Source organism: Mycolicibacterium wolinskyi (assembly GCF_002101965.1).
Classification (GTDB): domain Bacteria; phylum Actinomycetota; class Actinomycetes; order Mycobacteriales; family Mycobacteriaceae; genus Mycobacterium; species Mycobacterium wolinskyi.
In genome coordinates this window covers 188,451-205,820 of sequence record NZ_LQQA01000031.1, presented here as the reverse complement: position 1 = coordinate 205,820, position 17,370 = coordinate 188,451, and the positions used below count along the sequence as shown (strand labels likewise).

General features: G+C 65.6%; 18 protein-coding genes. 12 read left to right on the top strand and 6 right to left on the bottom strand.

The window, feature by feature from the left end:
- Window positions 1-23: 23 nt before the first annotated feature.
- Window positions 24-494 (top strand): DUF779 domain-containing protein, encoded by a 471-nt coding sequence (locus tag AWC31_RS28560; protein ID WP_085147655.1) that lies wholly within the window; start codon window positions 24-26, stop codon window positions 492-494.
- Between the two features lie 5 nt (window positions 495-499).
- Here AWC31_RS28560 and AWC31_RS28555 read toward each other — a convergent pair whose 3' ends face one another.
- Window positions 500-1,366: a cyclopropane mycolic acid synthase family methyltransferase gene (locus tag AWC31_RS28555; RefSeq protein WP_085147653.1), complete on the bottom strand. Its 867-nt coding sequence runs from the start codon at window positions 1,364-1,366 to the stop codon at window positions 500-502.
- Between the two features lie 191 nt (window positions 1,367-1,557).
- Between AWC31_RS28555 and AWC31_RS28550 the strand changes: the two genes are divergently transcribed.
- From AWC31_RS28550 to AWC31_RS28520, 7 genes are read left to right on the top strand one after another with little or no spacing between them, the layout of a single operon-like run.
- Window positions 1,558-3,159 carry an ABC transporter substrate-binding protein gene (locus AWC31_RS28550; protein ID WP_110775310.1) on the top strand — a complete coding sequence of 534 codons (1,602 nt, stop codon included), beginning with the start codon at window positions 1,558-1,560 and terminating at the stop codon, window positions 3,157-3,159.
- On the top strand, window positions 3,147-4,160 hold the full coding sequence (locus AWC31_RS28545; protein ID WP_085147651.1) for an ABC transporter permease: 1,014 nt from the start codon (window positions 3,147-3,149) through the stop codon (window positions 4,158-4,160). Before AWC31_RS28550 ends, AWC31_RS28545 begins: the two co-directional genes overlap by 13 nt.
- Window positions 4,157-4,981: an ABC transporter permease gene (locus tag AWC31_RS28540; protein ID WP_085147649.1), complete on the top strand. Its 825-nt coding sequence runs from the start codon at window positions 4,157-4,159 to the stop codon at window positions 4,979-4,981. Before AWC31_RS28545 ends, AWC31_RS28540 begins: the two co-directional genes overlap by 4 nt.
- Complete coding sequence (locus tag AWC31_RS28535) at window positions 4,981-5,751, top strand: ATP-binding cassette domain-containing protein (protein ID WP_085147819.1); 771 nt, start codon at window positions 4,981-4,983, stop codon at window positions 5,749-5,751. The genes AWC31_RS28540 and AWC31_RS28535 overlap by 1 nt, the downstream gene beginning before the upstream one ends.
- Window positions 5,748-6,365 (top strand): ABC transporter ATP-binding protein, encoded by a 618-nt coding sequence (locus AWC31_RS28530; RefSeq protein ID WP_085147647.1) that lies wholly within the window; start codon window positions 5,748-5,750, stop codon window positions 6,363-6,365. Before AWC31_RS28535 ends, AWC31_RS28530 begins: the two co-directional genes overlap by 4 nt.
- Window positions 6,366-6,423: 58 nt before the next feature.
- On the top strand, window positions 6,424-7,818 hold the full coding sequence (gene lpdA / locus AWC31_RS28525; RefSeq protein ID WP_085147645.1) for a dihydrolipoyl dehydrogenase: 1,395 nt from the start codon (window positions 6,424-6,426) through the stop codon (window positions 7,816-7,818).
- Window positions 7,815-8,084: a hypothetical protein gene (locus tag AWC31_RS28520; protein ID WP_085147643.1), complete on the top strand. Its 270-nt coding sequence runs from the start codon at window positions 7,815-7,817 to the stop codon at window positions 8,082-8,084. Before lpdA ends, AWC31_RS28520 begins: the two co-directional genes overlap by 4 nt.
- Before the next feature lie 60 nt (window positions 8,085-8,144).
- Here AWC31_RS28520 and AWC31_RS28515 read toward each other — a convergent pair whose 3' ends face one another.
- Together AWC31_RS28515 and ramB are read right to left on the bottom strand one after the other, a co-directional pair.
- Entirely contained in the window at window positions 8,145-8,696 is a 552-nt protein-coding gene (locus tag AWC31_RS28515; RefSeq protein WP_067849265.1) for a carboxymuconolactone decarboxylase family protein, read from the bottom strand.
- Window positions 8,697-8,723: 27 nt separating this feature from the next.
- Window positions 8,724-10,139, bottom strand: coding sequence for an acetate metabolism transcriptional regulator RamB (ramB, locus tag AWC31_RS28510; protein WP_085147641.1), 1,416 nt, complete (start codon window positions 10,137-10,139; stop codon window positions 8,724-8,726).
- Window positions 10,140-10,257: 118 nt separating this feature from the next.
- On the opposite strand from ramB, the gene AWC31_RS28505 reads away from it, so the two are divergent.
- From AWC31_RS28505 to AWC31_RS28490, 4 genes are all read left to right on the top strand, one after another.
- Window positions 10,258-11,079 (top strand): acyl-[acyl-carrier-protein] thioesterase, encoded by an 822-nt coding sequence (locus AWC31_RS28505; RefSeq protein WP_085147639.1) that lies wholly within the window; start codon window positions 10,258-10,260, stop codon window positions 11,077-11,079.
- A gap of 266 nt (window positions 11,080-11,345) precedes the next feature.
- On the top strand, window positions 11,346-12,632 hold the full coding sequence (gene aceA, locus AWC31_RS28500; RefSeq protein WP_067849255.1) for an isocitrate lyase: 1,287 nt from the start codon (window positions 11,346-11,348) through the stop codon (window positions 12,630-12,632).
- Window positions 12,633-12,843: 211 nt separating this feature from the next.
- On the top strand, window positions 12,844-13,704 hold the full coding sequence (locus AWC31_RS28495; protein WP_085147638.1) for a 3-hydroxybutyryl-CoA dehydrogenase: 861 nt from the start codon (window positions 12,844-12,846) through the stop codon (window positions 13,702-13,704).
- A gap of 145 nt (window positions 13,705-13,849) precedes the next feature.
- Window positions 13,850-14,725 carry a cyclopropane mycolic acid synthase family methyltransferase gene (locus AWC31_RS28490; protein ID WP_067849249.1) on the top strand — a complete coding sequence of 292 codons (876 nt, stop codon included), beginning with the start codon at window positions 13,850-13,852 and terminating at the stop codon, window positions 14,723-14,725.
- Window positions 14,726-14,766: 41 nt separating this feature from the next.
- Here AWC31_RS28490 and AWC31_RS28485 read toward each other — a convergent pair whose 3' ends face one another.
- The 3 genes from AWC31_RS28485 to AWC31_RS28475 all read right to left on the bottom strand — a co-directional run bounded on the left by AWC31_RS28485 (window position 14,767) and on the right by AWC31_RS28475 (window position 17,329).
- A complete protein-coding gene (locus tag AWC31_RS28485) occupies window positions 14,767-15,609 on the bottom strand; it encodes an endonuclease domain-containing protein (RefSeq protein WP_275082210.1) in 843 nt (280 codons plus the stop codon).
- A gap of 134 nt (window positions 15,610-15,743) precedes the next feature.
- Window positions 15,744-16,619, bottom strand: coding sequence for a polyphosphate kinase 2 family protein (locus AWC31_RS28480; protein WP_085147634.1), 876 nt, complete (start codon window positions 16,617-16,619; stop codon window positions 15,744-15,746).
- 5 nt (window positions 16,620-16,624) lie between these two features.
- Window positions 16,625-17,329 (bottom strand): TetR/AcrR family transcriptional regulator, encoded by a 705-nt coding sequence (locus AWC31_RS28475; RefSeq protein ID WP_067849241.1) that lies wholly within the window; start codon window positions 17,327-17,329, stop codon window positions 16,625-16,627.
- Between the last annotated feature and the right edge of the window lie 41 nt (window positions 17,330-17,370).

Sequence of the window (17,370 nt, the reverse complement as noted above, 5' to 3'; positions counted from 1 at the left end):
AAGCCAACGTTCGAAAGGAAAACATGACCAGTCGAGCTCTGATCACCGCGGCCGCTGCCGACCTCCTCGCCAAACTGCAGGATCGCCACGGCGCGTTGATGTTTCACCAGTCCGGCGGGTGCTGCGATGGGTCGTCGCCCATGTGCTACCCCGACGGCGACTTCATCGTCGGCGACCGCGACATCCTGCTCGCGGTGCTCGACGTCGGTGACGGCGTGCCGGTGTGGATCTCGGGTCCGCAGTTCGAGGCGTGGAAGCACACCCAACTCGTCATCGACGTGGTTCCCGGCCGCGGCGGTGGCTTCAGTCTGGAAGCTCCCGAGGGCATGCGCTTCCTGTCGCGAGGCCGGGCATTCACCGAAGCCGAAAATCAGGAGTTGGCCGGGCAGCCACCCATCACCGGGGCGCAGTATGCCGATGGCGCGCGCCCGGTGCGGGAGGGCAGCTTAATCGTCGCCGAAGCCGAGGAGGCGTGCCCGATTCCGGGACGCTGACGCGCTCACGGAACCTTCTGCAGCGTGAACTGGACGACGTCCACCTGGCGTCGCCGGAAGAGTTTCGCGCACCCGGTCAGGTACTTCATGTACCGCTCGTAGACCTCTTCGGACTGGATCGCGACGGCCTGCTCCCAGTTGGCCTCCAGGTTGGCCGCCCAGATGTCGAGCGTCTTGGCGTAGTGCGGCTGCAGCGACTGCTTGCGGGTCACCGTGAACCCGGCCTTGGTGGCGAGTTCGTCGACCATCGGCACCGACGGTAGCTGCCCGCCGGGGAAGATCTCGGTGAGGATGAACTTGATGAACCGGGCCAGCTCGAAGGTGACCGGGATGCCGAGCTCCTGTGCGTCCTTCGGATGGATCCCGCAGATGGAGTGCAGCAACATCACTCCGTCCGGCGGCAGGGCCTGGAAGGTCTTGGCGAAGAACGCGTCATAGCGGTCGCGGCCGAAGTGCTCGAACGCGCCGATGGAGACGATGCGGTCGACCGGCTCGTCGAACTGCTCCCATCCCTCCAGCAGGACGCGCCTTTTGCGCTCGGTGTCCATGCCCTCGAACATCTGCTTGACGTGCGCGGCTTGGTTTTTCGACAACGTGAGCCCCACGACGTCGACGTCGTAGCGTTCGATCGCGCGGCGCATGGTGGCTCCCCAGCCGCAGCCGATGTCGAGCAGCTTCATACCCGGCTCGAGGCCGAGCTTGCCGAGCGCCAGGTCGATCTTGGCGAGCTGCGCCTCCTCCAACGTCATGTCGTCGCGTTCGAAGTATGCGCAGCTGTAGGTCTGGGTGGGGTCCAGGAACAGGCGGAAGAAGTCGTCGGAGAGGTCGTAGTGGGCTTGGACGTCGGCGAAGTGGGGGGTCAGCTCCGGCATGTTGACACCTTTCTGCTGGGTCGATCGTCTGCGGGCAGGGGAGAGCCACCCGGCGACCGCGGAGAAGGGATACCCGGGTCGTCGCCGCCCACACATCGGATTCGTAGCCGGCGGTGCCGTGGATGGGTACGAATCGATCGGCCGGATAGTTCAACGCTGCGCAACTCCCGTTCATGTGTTCAGATAGACAGATGTTGCTGCGGTGTGGCGCTCCCCGGCTGTTCCGGTTGACGACGACGGCCTGCGCCGCGGCTGTGTTGGTGCTCGCCGGTTGTGCGACGGCTTCCGGACCTGGCGAACCCGACCAGATCGTCCTGGCCGACGGGCAGGAACTCGGGAATTACAACCCGGTCTCCGGATACGGCGAGCTCGGCGTATCACCCCTCTACGAGGGGCTGTACCGCCCGCGCAGCACAACCGACGCGGCGGTACCCGACCTGGTGCCCGCCTTGGCGATCGCGCGTCCGGAACCGGTCGGGCCGCGGCGATGGAGAGTAGCGCTGCGCGACGGTGTCAGGTTCTCCGACGGCAGCGCCTTCGATTCCGCCGACGTCGTCGCGACCTACGCCGCGGTCAAGGACCCCGCCGTGGCTTCGGAAATCTCGACACATATCGCACCCATCGTCAACCTCACGGCTGACGGTTCGAACGCCGTCGTCGTGGAGGCGACGACGGCCGCCGACGTGACGCCCTTTCTCCTGCTGGGAATCCTGCCTTCCGAGAAGATCGAGTCGAAGCCCGCGGCCGAGTGGAGCGTGAACACCCAGCCAGTCGGTACCGGCCCCTACCGGCTGGACAGCCTGCGCCCCGACCAGGCGGTCATGGTGGCCCGCGACGATTACTGGGGCACCCCGGCCCAGGTCCGGCGCATCGTCTACACCTACACCCCCGACGACAACGTGCGTGCACAACGCATCGTGGCCGGGGAAGTCGACGGTGTGAACCTGCCGCCCAAGCTGATCGACTCGATCGACAGTGACACCGTGCGCACGGTGGCCGCCCAGTCGGCCGACTGGCGTGGCGTCGCCCTGCCGGCCGGAAATCCGTTCACCGCCGACCCGCGAGCACGCGTGGCGATGAACTTCGGTGTGGACCGCGACGCGGCGGTTCGCGACGTGCTGGCGGGGCATGGCCGTCCCGCGAGTACTCCGATCGCCGCCGTATACGGGTCCGCATTCAATCCCGATGCGCAGTTCGACTTCGACCTGACGAAGGCGGGTACGATCCTCGATCGGGCCGGCTGGCGCCCGGGTCCCCAGGGTGTGCGCGAAAAGGACGGTGCAAAAGCATCTTTCGAGCTTCTCTACAACGCGCAGGATAGCCTGCGGCGCGACCTCTCGGTCGCATTCGCCGCGGCGATGAAACCGCTCGGGGTCGAAGTGCGTCCACGCGGCACAAGCTGGGACGAGATCGACACCCGCTTCGGTGACTCCGCGGTTCTCCTTGGTGGCGGATCGACTCCCTACAGCATCGATTCGCAGGTGTACGACACCCTGCACACCCGCGTCCCCGATTCGTCCCCGTACTCCAATCCCGGTGACTTCACGGCACGCAACCTCGACGGGCTCCTTGAGCGAGCACGCGATTCCGCACCGGGAGCAGAGAAAGACAAGCTGTACCGCGATATTCAAGCGGCATACGTCGCTGAGCCGTCGTATGTCTTCCTGGCTTTCCTGCACCACACATACGGATACCGTGACCTCAGCTGGAAACAGGCCCAGCCCATTCTCGAACCGCATTCCCACGGAGTCTCCTGGGGCCCGTGGTGGGACGTCGCCGCATGGACACGCTGACGCTTGCACGGCCGGACGTCAACCGTCGAGTCCGGACCGCGGTGCGACTGTTGGGTGTGCGGGCCGCGATCGCCGTGCCTGTGACCGTTGCGGTTTCGGCCGCGATGTTCGCGGTGGCGTCGCTGTCTCCGTTCGATCCACTGGTCGCCCACCTCGGTGCCAACTACCAGACGGCCACCCAGTCGCAGCGCGAAGCGGTCCGCGCCGCCTACGACACCGAACAACCGTGGTGGCAGGCGTGGATCGACTGGATATCGGGCGTGCTCCGCGGTGATCTGGGTTGGTCATCGACTCAGTCGCAGGCGGTCACCACGGTACTGACGGAGCGTATGCCGTTCACGCTGGCGCTGTCCGGACTGGCGCTGATAACAGCGGCGATCTCGGCAATTCTCTTGGGCTGCATAGCCGGTATGCGACGCGGCGGGGTACTCGACCGGCTCTGCACGAGCCTTGCCGTCATCTGCGCCGCGGTACCGCCCTTCGTCATATCGCTGGCATTGGTCGCGGTGGTCGCGGTCGGGCTCAGATGGCTGCCTGCCTCGGGAGCCAGCGATCCCGGGGACGACTACACAGTCGGCGGTGTGCTCACACACGGTGTGCTGCCGTTGATTGCGCTTACGGTGTCACAGATTCCCTGGCTGCTGCTGACCATGCGGACAGCGGTGGTGCAGGCTTGTGGTTCCGATGCGGTGCGTGCCGCCCGAGCGCGCGGTGTCCACGGCTGGGCACTGTTGCGTGGTCACATCGCCCCGGTTTCGGTGTTGCCGACATTGGCGTTGCTCGGCACGCGGTTGCCTGAGCTGATCGCCGGGGCGGCCATCGTGGAAACCGTGTTCGGCTGGCCGGGAATGGCCGCGGTACTCGTGGAATCGGCTGCGGCGCTGGACTTCCCGCTGCTGGCGGCGTTGACGGTGGGTTCGGCGCTGGCAGTCTTGGCCGGGTCGGCGCTCTCGGACGCGGCAGCCGTTGCGCTCGACCCTCGGATCGGGCTGACGGCATGACCGTGCTGCAGGATGCGCGAGACCGGGTGGGCCGGCCCTGGCTTGTGATCGGGGCGATCGTCGCCGCCGCTGTGATCATTCCGGTGCTCGCCGGGGAGCAGGTCGCCGATTTCGGTGCGGCGCTTCGTCCGCCGGGCGCGGACCATCTGGCGGGGACCGACCACTCGGGCTATGACCTGCTGGTGCGATCGGCCGAGGGATTGCGGATCTCCTTGGTGATCGCCGCGGTGTGCGCGCTGGCTGCGACGGTGCTCGGTCTGGTGATCGGCGTGGGTTCGGCCCTGGCCGGCGGGTGGATCGACGCGACCGTGATGCGCGTGGTCGACGGCTTCAATGCGCTGCCGCATCTGGTCGTGGGCATCGTCATCGCCGCGATGTGGCGCGGCGCTCCGTTGGCGATCATCGCGTCGATCGCGCTGACGCATTGGCCCGCGGTCGCGCGCGTCGTCCGTGCCGAGTTGCTGTCGCTGGCCGACGCCGGCTGGGTGCAGTCGGCACGGCTGGCCGGCGCGTCGCACTGGTTCATCGCGCGCCACCACTTGGTTCCGGCCGTCACCGGGCAGGCACTCGTCGCGATGGTCATGTTGCTGCCGCACGCCGTGTGGCACGAATCGACGCTGTCTTTTCTCGGGGTGGGGCTGTCACCGGACCGGGCCAGCCTCGGCACCATGCTGGGTCAGGCCCGCGGCGACGTGCTGACCGGAGCATGGTGGACGCTCGCGGTGCCGGCTTTCGCGCTGATGGTCACGGCGTTGGCATTCGCCTCGGCGGGCGCGGCGGTGCGCCGACGAAACGCCCCGCCGGCCGGGCAGGTGTGGTGATGGCACCTCCGGCGGCACAGTTGCGCGAACTGACCGTCGACATCGCCACCCGCCGGGGTCGCGATGCGCGCGCGGTACGCGTGCTCGACGAAGTCGACCTGGTGGTCGAGCAGGGTCGGGTGACCGCGCTGATCGGCGAGTCTGGGTGCGGAAAGTCGCTGGTGGCCGGTGCGCTGTGTGGGCTGCTGCCGCCGGCGGCGCGGGTTTCCGGCGGCATCCTGGTCAGCGGCCAGGACATGACCCTCGCCGGAGAGTCCGGCTGGCGTCCGCTCAGGGGCCGCCACGTCGGGTTCGTGCCGCAGTCGGCGGCCACGTCGTTCACACCGGTGCGCACGATCGGATCGCAGCTCGCCGAGGTGTGCGAACTCCTCGATTCCGAACGCACACCCGGGCAACTGATCAACGCGGTGGGGCTGGCCGCCGACGTCGCTGATCGCTATCCGCATGAACTGTCCGGCGGCATGGCGCAGCGGATGGCCATTGCCGCCGCGCTGTCGGGACGACCACGGCTGCTCATCGCCGACGAGCCGACATCGGCACTCGATCCCGACAACGCGGCCATGGTGTGGCGGCTGCTGGCAGACGCGGCGGCCGACGGCGCGGGCGTGCTCGTCGTCACCCACGATCTGCCGTCGCTGCTACGTGCGGCAGCCTGCGACGACATCGCGTTGATGCGAGCCGGAACCGTCCTGCGGCAGGCGGCAGCCGCCGAGTTGCTCGATGATGCGGACGACTATGTGCGGCGGTTCTTCGCGGCGGTCGCGCTGTGAGCGCTCGCTTGGAGGCGCGCGGCGTCACCGTCTCGTTTGGTGGGCGGAGAGTTCTCGACGCTGTCGGACTCGCCGTCGGTGGCGGCGAGATCGTCGGTGTCACCGGACCGTCCGGGTGCGGCAAGACCACACTGCTGCGAGTCCTCGCCGGATTGCGGCGACCGGACGAAGGTGAGGTGCGCTACCACGGGAGCCTCGCCCCGCCCCGGCAGGCAGCGGTCGCGTTGGTGGCCCAGCATCCCCGGCTGGTGTGCAATCCACGCTGGACACTCGGCCGCATCATCGCCGAACCGGCGACCATCCGGCGGGAGACCGTGACCGTCGCCGCCGTCGCGCGTCGGGTCGGGCTCGACGAATCGTTGCTGGAACGCTATCCCGGGCAGGTGAGTGACGGTCAGTTGCAGCGGGCCTGCCTGGGCAGGGTTGTCGTGCAGCGGCCCGAGTTCTTGCTGTGCGACGAGCCGTCGGCGATGCTCGATCCGATCGCGACCGACGACGTTGCCAAGCTGTTGCACGACATCGCCAGGGAAGGCGCCAGCCTGGTGTTGGTCAGCCATGACGCGGAACTGGTCAGTGCGTTGAGCACCCGCACACACGTGTTGCCTGTCGCATGAGCGGCCCAGTTCGCACCGGACCGTGTGGGCGGACAACTCCGCCCACTAGGGTGGGAGCGTGACCCACTTTGACGTCGTCGTTCTCGGAGCCGGCCCCGGTGGATACGTCGCGGCCATTCGTGCCGCCCAGCTGGGGCTGAATACCGCCATTGTCGAACCCAAGTACTGGGGCGGCGTGTGCCTCAACGTCGGGTGTATCCCGTCGAAGGCGCTGCTGCGCAACGCGGAGATCGCCCACATCTTCAACAAGGAAGCCAAGACCTTCGGCATCGGTGGTGAAGCCACGTTCGACTACGGCGCGGCATTCGACCGCAGCCGCAAGGTCGCCGACGGCCGCGTCGCCGGTGTGCACTTCCTGATGAAGAAGAACAAGATCACCGAGATCCACGGGTACGGGAAGTTCACCGGGCCCAACAGCCTTGAGGTCGATCTGAACGACGGCGGGACCGAGAAGGTCGAGTTCGACAACGCGATCATCGCGACCGGATCGTCGACTCGGCTCGTACCGGGCACGTCGCTGAGCGACAACGTGGTCACCTACGAGACCCAGATCCTGTCGCGCGAGCTGCCCGGCTCGATCATCATCGCCGGGGCCGGCGCGATCGGCATGGAGTTCGCCTACGTCCTGAAGAACTACGGCGTCGACGTCACGATCGTCGAGTTCCTGCCGCGCGCGCTGCCCAACGAGGACGCCGAGGTCTCCAAGGAGATCGAGAAGCAGTACAAGAAGCTCGGCGTGAAGATCCTCACCGGCACCAAGGTCGAGGCCATCGACGATCAGGGCTCGAGCGTCAAGGTCACCGTGAGCAAGGACGGCAAGTCCGAAGAGCTCAAGGCCGACAAGGTGCTGCAGGCCATCGGCTTCGCACCCAATGTCGAGGGCTTCGGCCTGGACAAGGCGGGCGTCGCGCTCACCGATCGCAAGGCCATCGGGATCGACGACTACATGCGCACCAACGTGCCGCACATCTACGCGATCGGCGATGTCACCGGCAAGCTGCAGCTCGCCCACGTGGCCGAGGCGCAGGGTGTCGTCGCCGCCGAAACCATCGGCGGCGCAGAGACTTTGCCGCTCGGCGACTACCGGATGATGCCGCGCGCCACGTTCTGCCAGCCGCAGGTGGCCAGCTTCGGTCTCACCGAGGAACAGGCCAGGGAAGAGGGCTACGACGTTAGAGTCGCCAAGTTCCCGTTCACCGCGAACGGCAAGGCGCACGGTCTGGCCGACCCGACGGGCTTCGTCAAGCTGATCGCCGACAGCAAGTACGGTGAGCTGCTCGGCGGACACTTGATCGGGCCGGACGTCTCCGAGCTGCTGCCCGAGCTGACGCTGGCCCAGAAGTGGGACCTGACGGTCAACGAGCTGACCCGCAACGTGCACACCCACCCGACACTGTCGGAGGCGTTGCAGGAGTGCTTCCACGGCCTGGCCGGCCACATGATCAACTTTTGAGAAACGAAATCGTCGCCGGCATAGCCGGGTTGGTGGTCGGCCACATCCTGTGGCTGGCCGCCATCACGTTGGCGACCGACAGCTCGAGAGTCACCCGGTGGGTGTTGGTGGTCGCCGGGCTGTCGTTCGCCGGTGCGCTGGCGGCCGCGTGGTTCGGCTGGCGCAAATATCAGAACAAGTCACTTGTGTGGGCGGCGTTCCTGTGGTGCCTGCCCGTCTCGCCCGTGCTGTTCTCACTCGCCGTGCTCGGGGTGACCTACCTCTAGTCCGGCGACTTGTGCACCCGCGGTAACGCCCACCGTTACGGCAGGTGCACAAATCACTCGTCAGTCCGGGAAGTCCAGCGGCATCCGCAGCGTGGCCATCGTGGCGGCCAGGCCGTCGTATTGCGCTGCCAGCATGCAGAATTCGATGAGCTGCTGCTTGTTGAGGTGCTTGGACAGCGTGGCCCAGGTTTCCGACGACATCGAGCGCGTCACGACGAATTCGTCTGTCGCGGTGATGAGTACGCGCTGACGGTCGGTCAGGCCCGCGGCGTCGGGCCCCTCGAAGATTTTGGCCTGGGTTTCGGCGTCCACGCCGCGGCTACGGGCCAGCCTGCGGTGCTGCTGGAGTTCGTACTCACAATCCCGCAGATGCCCGACCCGCAGGATGATCAACTCGGCATCCTTGCGGGGCAGCTTGCCGAGCCTGCCGAGTAGCACGCCCGAATACGGCAGCCAAGCCAGGAACAGCAGCTTGTGCTGTCCGAGCACATTGAACAGCGTGAACCTCGGGGCCCGGATGGCCCGCGCGCCAAGTTTGGCGATGGCCCAGTTGATCGGTCCCAGCTCCCGAAATCCGCCCGGTGCGATACGGGCAGGCTCTAATGCGCTCACTCAACCGAGTTTGGCACAGCGAGGCCGTCAGGACTGCTTCACCAGATATGGCGACACGGTCGATCGGTGCTCGTCGAGATCGAGGGCCCGGCCCAGGGCGGGGAACGCGCGTTGTGGGCAGTTGTCGCGTTCGCAGACCCGGCAACCCGACCCGATGGGGGTCGCGACCTCTCCGGACAGGTCGAGGCCTTCCGAGTAGACGAGTCGGTGGGCGTGGCGCAGTTCGCAGCCCAGCCCGATCGCGAAGGTCTTGCCCGGCTGCCCGTATCGCGACGCGCGACGCTCCACGGTGCGCGCGACCCACATGTAGTTGCGGCCGTCGGGCATCTGGGCGATCTGCACGCCGATCTTGCCCGGGTTGCTGAACGTCTCGTACACATTCCACAGCGGACACGTACCGCCCGAGGATGAGAAGTGAAAACCGGTGGCGGACTGGCGCTTTGACATGTTGCCCGCGCGGTCCACGCGCACGAAGGAGAACGGCACGCCCCGCATCGACGGGCGTTGCAGCGTGGAGAGCCGGTGCGCGATGGTCTCGTAGCTCACCGAGTAGAACGCCGAGAGCCGCTCGACGTCGTAGCGGAAGTTCTCGGCCACGTCGTGGAACTGGCGGTACGGCAGCACCGTTGCCGCGGCGAAGTAGTTGGCCAGGCCGAGCCGTGCCAGTGTGCGTGACTCGTCGCTGGTGAACATGCCTTCGTCGACCAGCTGGTCGATGAGGTCGCCGAACTCCAGGTAGGCCAGCTCGGCGGCCATCTTGAACACCTGCTGGCCGCGGGAGAGGTGATTGCCCATCTCCAGCGTCTTGGTGGCCGGGTCATAGCGGTGCAGGACGGTGTCGCCCAGATCGATGCGCCGCACGATGCGAACGTTGTGCACGGTGGTCAGCCGATTCGACAGCTCGCCGGCCAGATCACCGCGGTGCATCCGGATACGGGCGGTCAGGTCCTCGGCCGCGGTGTCGAGCTCGTGCAGGTAGTTCTGCCGTTGGTAGAAGTAGTCGCGCACCTCTTCGTGCGGCATGGTGATCGATCCGCTGCCACTGCCGTCGGAGTACCGGTCCTCGGTGGCCGCCGCGAGTTGGGTCGTGGTCAGGCGGTAGCGCCGGTGCAGGTTGACCATCGCGCGGGCGAGATTCGGATGCGCGGAAACCATGTCGGCGATTTCGCTGAGCTCGACGTCAACGCCGAAGTCGCGGTCCATCGTCACCTCGCGCAGTTCGGCGACCAGCCTGGTGTCGTCCTGGGATGCGAAAAAGGTCGCGTCCACACCGAACACCTCGGTGATGCGCAGCAGCACCGCGACCGTCAGCGGCCGGACATCGTGTTCGATCTGGTTGAGGTAGCTGGGGGAGATCTCGAGCATCTGCGCCAGCGCCGCCTGGCTGAATCCACGCTCGCTTCGCAGCTGTCGCACTCGTGAGCCGACGAAGGTTTTTGCCACGTCAAACAGGCTAACAACGTTGCAAAGAGTTGACTTCGCATTCTTGGCAGATTGGTACTTAGGGCTGCGTAGAGACGCCTGGCATGATCGCCCTAGGCCACCGATTGGGGAGATTTAGATGACGGGCACCGCAGGCAAACCGACGACCGGACTGGGCAAGACGATGATGCCGGTGCCCGATCCCCATCCCGACGTCTTCGACCGGCAATGGCCACTGCGGGTGGGCGATATCAACCGGGTCGGCCGGCTGCGATTCGACGCCGCGTGCCGTCACATCCAGGACATCGGCTCTGATCAGTTGCGGGAGATGGGGTTCGAGGAGACCCACCCGTTGTGGATCGTCCGGCGGACGATGATCGACCTGATCCGGCCCATCGAGTTTCAGGACATGCTGCGGATGCGCCGGTGGTGTTCGGGTACGTCGAACCGGTGGTGTGAGATGCGTGTGCGCATCGACGGCCGCAAGGGCGGATTGATGGAGTCCGAGGCGTTCTGGATCAACATCAACCGCGAGACGCAGGGGCCTGCCCGCATCTCCGACGACTTCCTCGAGGGCCTGCGACGGACGACCGACGAGGCCCGGCTGCGATGGAAGGCCTACCTGAAGGCCGGCAGTCGTGACGACGCCGACGAGATCCGCGAATACCCGGTCCGGGTGTCCGATATCGACCTGTTCGACCACATGAACAACTCCGTCTACTGGACGGTGATCGAGGACTACCTGCACACCCATCCCGAGCTCCTTGAGGAGCCGTTGCGGGTGACGATCGAACACGACGCTCCGGTCGCGCTTGGCGACAAACTCGAGATCATCTCGCACACGCACCCGCCCGGTTCGACCGACAAGTTCGGGCCGGAGCTCACGGATCGGACTGTTACAACGCTCACATATGCGGTCAGCGAGGAGACGAAAGCCGTCGCAGCTCTCTTCTCGATCTGAATCAATCAGGTTTAACAGTACGAGCGTACTGACCAGCGAAAACTGGTTACTCGGCGGTAGCTTCTGAACCGGTACAGCCATCATATTTCTTCGCAAACTTTGCAAGTTAACGCGGCGGTTTGGCGAAAGTTGGCAACTGAAACGGGTGGACCTGCGGATATGTGCTGTGCCATGGTCGGATTAGCACAACAGTGAAGCTGCTGCGGCGTTAACAACCAACGACGCGTACGGCGCCGCAGCGTCTTAACAACCGAAGGAGAAGTCCTATGTCGACCGTGGGCACCCCGAAATCACCGGAACAGATCCAGCACGACTGGGATCACAACCCCCGCTGGAAGGGCATCACCCGCACCTACACCCCGGCCGACGTCGTCGCACTGCAGGGCTCCGTCGTCGAGGAGGCCACGCTGGCCCGCCGCGGCGCCGAGGTGCTCTGGGAGCAGCTCCACGACATGGACTTCGTCAACGCGCTCGGCGCGCTGACCGGCAACATGGCCGTCCAGCAGGTCCGCGCCGGCCTGAAGGCCATCTACCTGTCGGGTTGGCAGGTCGCCGGTGACGCGAACCTGTCCGGCCACACCTACCCCGACCAGAGCCTGTACCCGGCCAACTCGGTGCCGCAGGTGGTCCGCCGCATCAACAACGCGCTGCTGCGCGCCGACGAGATCGCCAAGGTCGAGGGCGACACGTCGGTGGAGAACTGGCTCGCCCCGATCGTCGCCGACGGTGAGGCCGGCTTCGGTGGCGCGCTGAACGTCTACGAGCTGCAGAAGGCGATGATCGCCGCCGGTGTCGCCGGTTCGCACTGGGAGGACCAGCTGGCGTCGGAGAAGAAGTGCGGCCACCTCGGTGGCAAGGTGCTGATCCCGACCCAGCAGCACATCCGCACCCTGACCTCGGCCCGTCTCGCGGCCGACGTCGCCGACGTGCCGACCGTCGTCATCGCCCGCACCGACGCCGAGGCCGCCACGCTCATCACCTCCGATGTGGACGAGCGCGATCAGCCGTTCATCACCGGTGAGCGCACCGCCGAGGGCTTCTACCGGGTCAAGAACGGCCTGGAACCCTGCATCGCCCGCGCCAAGGCCTACGCGCCGTACTCCGACCTGATCTGGATGGAGACCGGCACCCCGGACCTGGAGCTGGCCAAGAAGTTCGCCGAGGGCGTCAAGAGCGAGTTCCCGGACCAGATGCTGGCCTACAACTGCTCGCCGTCGTTCAACTGGAAGAAGCACCTCGACGACGCGACCATCGCGAAGTTCCAGAAGGAGCTGGGCGCGATGGGCTTCAAGTTCCAGTTCATCACGCTGGCCGGCTTCCACGCGCTCAACTACTCGATGTTCGATCTGGCTTACGGCTACGCCCGCAACCAGATGAGCGCCTACGTCGAGCTGCAGGAGCGCGAGTTCGCCGCCGAGGAGCGTGGCTACACCGCGACGAAGCACCAGCGCGAGGTCGGCGCCGGCTACTTCGACCGGATCGCCACCACGGTCGACCCGACCAGCTCGACCACCGCGCTCGCGGGCTCGACCGAAGAGGGCCAGTTCCACTGACGATGCGCGGCCCCCAGGGCCGCGAGGAGGAAGTGGAACGATAGGCCGGAGCCACTAGGCCGCATCCGCCGAGCGTGGGCCCTGTGTACGGATATCGCCGATAGTCCGCGCACAGCCCCCACGGTCGCGGTTGTCAGGAGTTGACAGCGCAGGCCCCGCTCAGAATTCTTGGGCGGGGCCTGTCGCCGTGTTGAAGGGGAGTACCGAGCAAGTGAGCAATCCAATCGAACGAGTAGGCGTTATCGGCGCCGGGCAGATGGGTGCGGGCATCGCCGAGGTGTCCGCCCGTGCCGGCGTCGACGTCCTCGTCTTCGAGACCACCGACGCGCTCGTGACGGCCGGGCGCAACCGCATCACCAAGTCGCTCGAGCGCGGTGTCAGCGCGGGCAAGGTCACCGAGCGCGAGAAGGACGCCGCACTGGCCAAGCTGACGTTCACCACCAAGGTCGCCGACCTGGCCGATCGTCAGCTCGTGATCGAGGCGGTCATCGAGGACGAGGCCGTCAAGAGCAAGATCTTCGCCGAGCTCGACGAGGTCATCGCCGACCCGGACGCCGTGCTCGCGTCGAACACGTCGAGCATCCCCATCATGAAGCTGGCCGCGGCCACGAAGAACCCCAGCAGGGTGCTCGGTCTGCACTTCTTCAACCCGGTCCCGGTGCTGCCGCTGGTCGAACTGGTCACCACGCTCGTCACCACCGATTCCGCCGCGGCCCGTGTCGAGGAGTTCGCCAGCACGGTCCTCGGAAAGCAGGTCGTCCGTTGTGCCGACCGGTCCGGCTTCGTGGTCAACGCGTTGCTGGTTCCGTACCTGCTCGCAGCGATCCGGATGGTCGAAGGCGGCTTCGCCACGCTCGAAGATGTCGACAAGGCCGTTGTGGCGGGGCTCTCACATCCGATGGGCCCGCTGCGGCTGTCGGACCTCGTCGGACTCGACACGCTAAAGCTCATCGCGGACAAGATGTTTGAGGAGTTCAAGGAGCCGCTGTACGCCGCGCCGCCGCTGCTGCTGCGCATGGTCGAGGCGGGGCAGCTCGGTAAGAAGTCGGGTCAGGGCTTCTACAAGTACTGAACCCACCCAAGCTGGCACTTGACGCTTGTCTTAGCTAGTCTACCCACCGAAGGGCCTGCTGGCTGGGTCGTTGAGTCTGCGCGGATACGCGTCGGCCCAACCGTTGGGCGTCAGCAGAAGAGAAACGCAAAGGGTTACTAGTCGCATGTCACAAGTCGAGTCCGAACTCGCGCCGTACTACGAAGAGTCGCAGTCGATCTACGACATCTCAAACGATTTCTTCGCGCTGTTCCTCGGACCCACCATGGGTTACACCTGCGGCTACTACGAGCGCGATGACATGACGCTCGACGAGTCGCAGAACGCGAAGTTCGACCTCGCGTTGGGCAAGCTCGACCTCAAGCCGGGTATGACGCTGCTCGACATCGGTTGTGGTTGGGGCGGTGCGCTGGAGCGCGCACTCATCAACTACGACGTGAACGTGATCGGAATCACGTTGAGCAAGGCGCAGTCTGATTACGCGCGCGAGCGGCTGGCCAAGATCGACACCCAGCGCCATGTCGAGGTGCGGCTGCAGGGCTGGGAAGAGTTCAACGAGCCCGTCGACCGCATCGTGTCGATCGGCGCGTTCGAGGCCTTCAAGGCCGAGCGTTACCCGGTGTTCTTCGAGCGGGCCTACAGCATCCTGCCGGAGAACGGCGGGCGGATGCTGCTGCACACGATCCTGGCCCACACCCAGAAGTTCTTCCGGGAAAACGGGATCAAGCTGACCATCAGCGACCTGAAGTTCATGAAGTTCATCGGCGAGGAGATCTTCCCCGGCGGGCAGCTGCCCGCGGTCGAGGACATCGAGAAGCTCGCCGACGACTCGGGCTTCAAGCTGGAGCGCATTCACCTGCTGCAGCCGCACTACGCGCGCACGCTGGACATGTGGGCGGCCAACCTCGAGGCCAAGAAGGCCGAGGCCATCGCGATGCAGGGTGAAGAGGTCTACGAGCGGTATATGAAGTACCTCACCGGTTGCGCGGACTTCTTCCGCCGCGGCATCACCAACATCGGCCAGTTCACGCTGGTCAAGTAACGCCGACAGTACGGTTTATGACGGAATTCAAGCGAATTCCGTCATAAACCGTATTCTCGCTGCGGATAACCCGCCTGATACAGGGCATTCCATACGCGCGTCACTATCTCGGGTGCGCGATACCGCAGTTGACGGGAGCTCACCCGCACGATCGTCCAACCACGTGCGGCCAGGAATTCCAGCCGCACGATGTCGCCATCGTGGATATCCGGGTTGAGCCAGTGTTGTTGTCCGTCGTATTCGACGCCGACCGTCCACTCGGGCCACCCCATATCGATACGCCGACGCGTCCGGCCCCACTCGTCGGTGACCGGTATCTGTGTGGCAGGACGGGGGAGCCCGCCGCGGACCAACATCAGCCGTAGCCGGGTTTCCTGCGGAGATTCGGCCCCGGCATCGGCCAGGTCGAGTGCACTGCGTAGCCGGCGGATACCGCGGGCCCCGGGGTAACGCTCAGCGATACGCAGCACATCGGCCACCTGCCCGCGAGCGCTGTTGAGCAGCGCATCGATCTGGATGATCGCGGTGTCGAGCGGTTGACGCCGCCCTATGTCGTAGCAGGTACGCGCGACGTTGGTGCATGTCATACCGTCGACGACGCATAGTTCGTCCTGCGCGATGACGCCGGTGTGGATCAGGATGCCGGGCGGCGAGGGCTGGCGGACACGAGCGAGTTCAGCCGGTGCGTCATCGGGCAGCCATTTGCTACCCAATACCGCGGCAGCGGAGTATCCGGCCAGCGTTGCCGACCGTCCGGACCACAGCCAGGCGGCGAACGCCCGCGAACGTGCCGTGAGTGCCAAACCCTTTGGCGCATAGACATTCTGGTGCACCATGGTGTATTTCGCCCGCAGAGTCTGCCGGGTCACGGTCCCGGCCGCCATTGCCTCGCTTCCGACGATGATCCCCACATCGATGTTCGACGCACAAGCGAGGCGTCCGGTTCCGTCACCCGCCGAGGCTACGATTTATGACGGATTTGCGGCGATACTCGTCAGAAAGCGTAGTCTCGGCACACCTAGGCGGAAGCCAACCGCTTCTTCTCCGCTTCGATGTCGAAATCGGCTGGCGGCCAGGTCATGTCGAGACCTTTGAGCGCTTCGATGAGAAGTTCGGTGATGGCCAGCCTGCTGTACCACTTCTTGTCGCTGGGCACGATGTGCCATGGCGCGTAGTCGGTCGAGGTGCGGTCCAGCATGGCCTGGTAGGCCTCCTGGTACTTGGGCCACAGCAGGCGTTCGTCGATGTCGGCCGGGTTGTACTTCCAGTACTTGTCGGGTCGTTCGAGGCGTTCGGCCAGGCGCGCCTTCTGCTCGTCGAGTGAGACGAACATCGCCACTTTGACCAAAGTCGTGCCTGCGTCGACGAGTTCGCGCTCGAACGTGTTGATCTCGTCGTAGCGCGCGCCCCACACGTCGGGTGGTACGAGGTCGTGTACGCGGACGATGAGGACGTCCTCGTAGTGCGAACGGTCGAACACGCCGATGTGGCCCGCGGGCGGCAGGGCGTTGCGGATCCGCCACAGGTAGTGGTGGGCGCGTTCCTCCTCGGTGGGTTTGCCGAAGCTCGTGTACCGAATGCCCTGCGGGTTGGCCGCTCCCACAACATGTTTGACGATCCCGCCTTTGCCTGCGGTGTCCATGCCCTGCAACACCAGCAGCACCGAGCGGTTGTCGTCGCCGCTCTTGTTGCGGGCATAGAGCATCTCCTGCAGCTCGGCGAAGCGGTCGTTGCGCTCGGCCTGGAGCTCGGGGGCGTCGGATTTGGAGCCGCTGAAGCCGGGCGTGTGGCCGGTCTTGATGTCGGCGACCTTGTCGCCGGGCTGGAACGCCAGGTGGATGTGCGGCTCGTGCGTCCAGAGCTCAGGCAGGTCGGAGTCGGAGTCTTTACTCACGCGCCCTAGTCAAGCAGGCGTCGCGGCGGAACCGGCGACGGATGTGGCTGCGAGTTGAACTTCTCCAGCGATCCGCCGACCTCGACGATGCCGCACAGGGCATACCAGGACAGCATGGTCAGGTAGTCGATCAGCTCGTCGGTGGTCATCCGCGGGTTCGACATCCACGAGTGCGTCGCGAGCTGCACGCCGCCGACGGTGTGGAACGCCCACGCCTCGGCACCCGCGGTGTCCATGCCGGCCTCGGCCATGCGTCTGCGCAGCATGACCGCGAGCATGCGCGCGATGATCTGCTCGGAATCGGCGACGGCCTTGCTTTTGCTGGCCGAGTTGTTGGCCATCACGAACCGGTACGGCTCCGGCTCGGCGGCCACGGTCTCGACGTACACCCGGATGATCTCGCGGGTCAGGTCGAACCCGTCGAGATTCGACGACAGCGCCGCGGCCATGTTCGGGATCAGCGTCGTCTGTGCGAACCGCATCATGACGGCGGTGGTGAGGTCGTTCTTGTCGACGAAATAGCGATACAGGACGGTCTTCGACACGCCGATCTCGGCTGCGATCTCGTCCATGCTGACGTTGCTGCCCCGGTGCCGGATGGCTTCCAGGGTGCCGTCTACCAGCTCGTTACGACGCTCCACCTTGTGCTGGTGCCAGCGCCGCTTACGTCCATCGGTTTTCACCGCCGCCTGCGGAGTCTGCTGTGCCACTTTTCGCAGTAATTCCAATCCCTAGGTCCACTTGATACTAC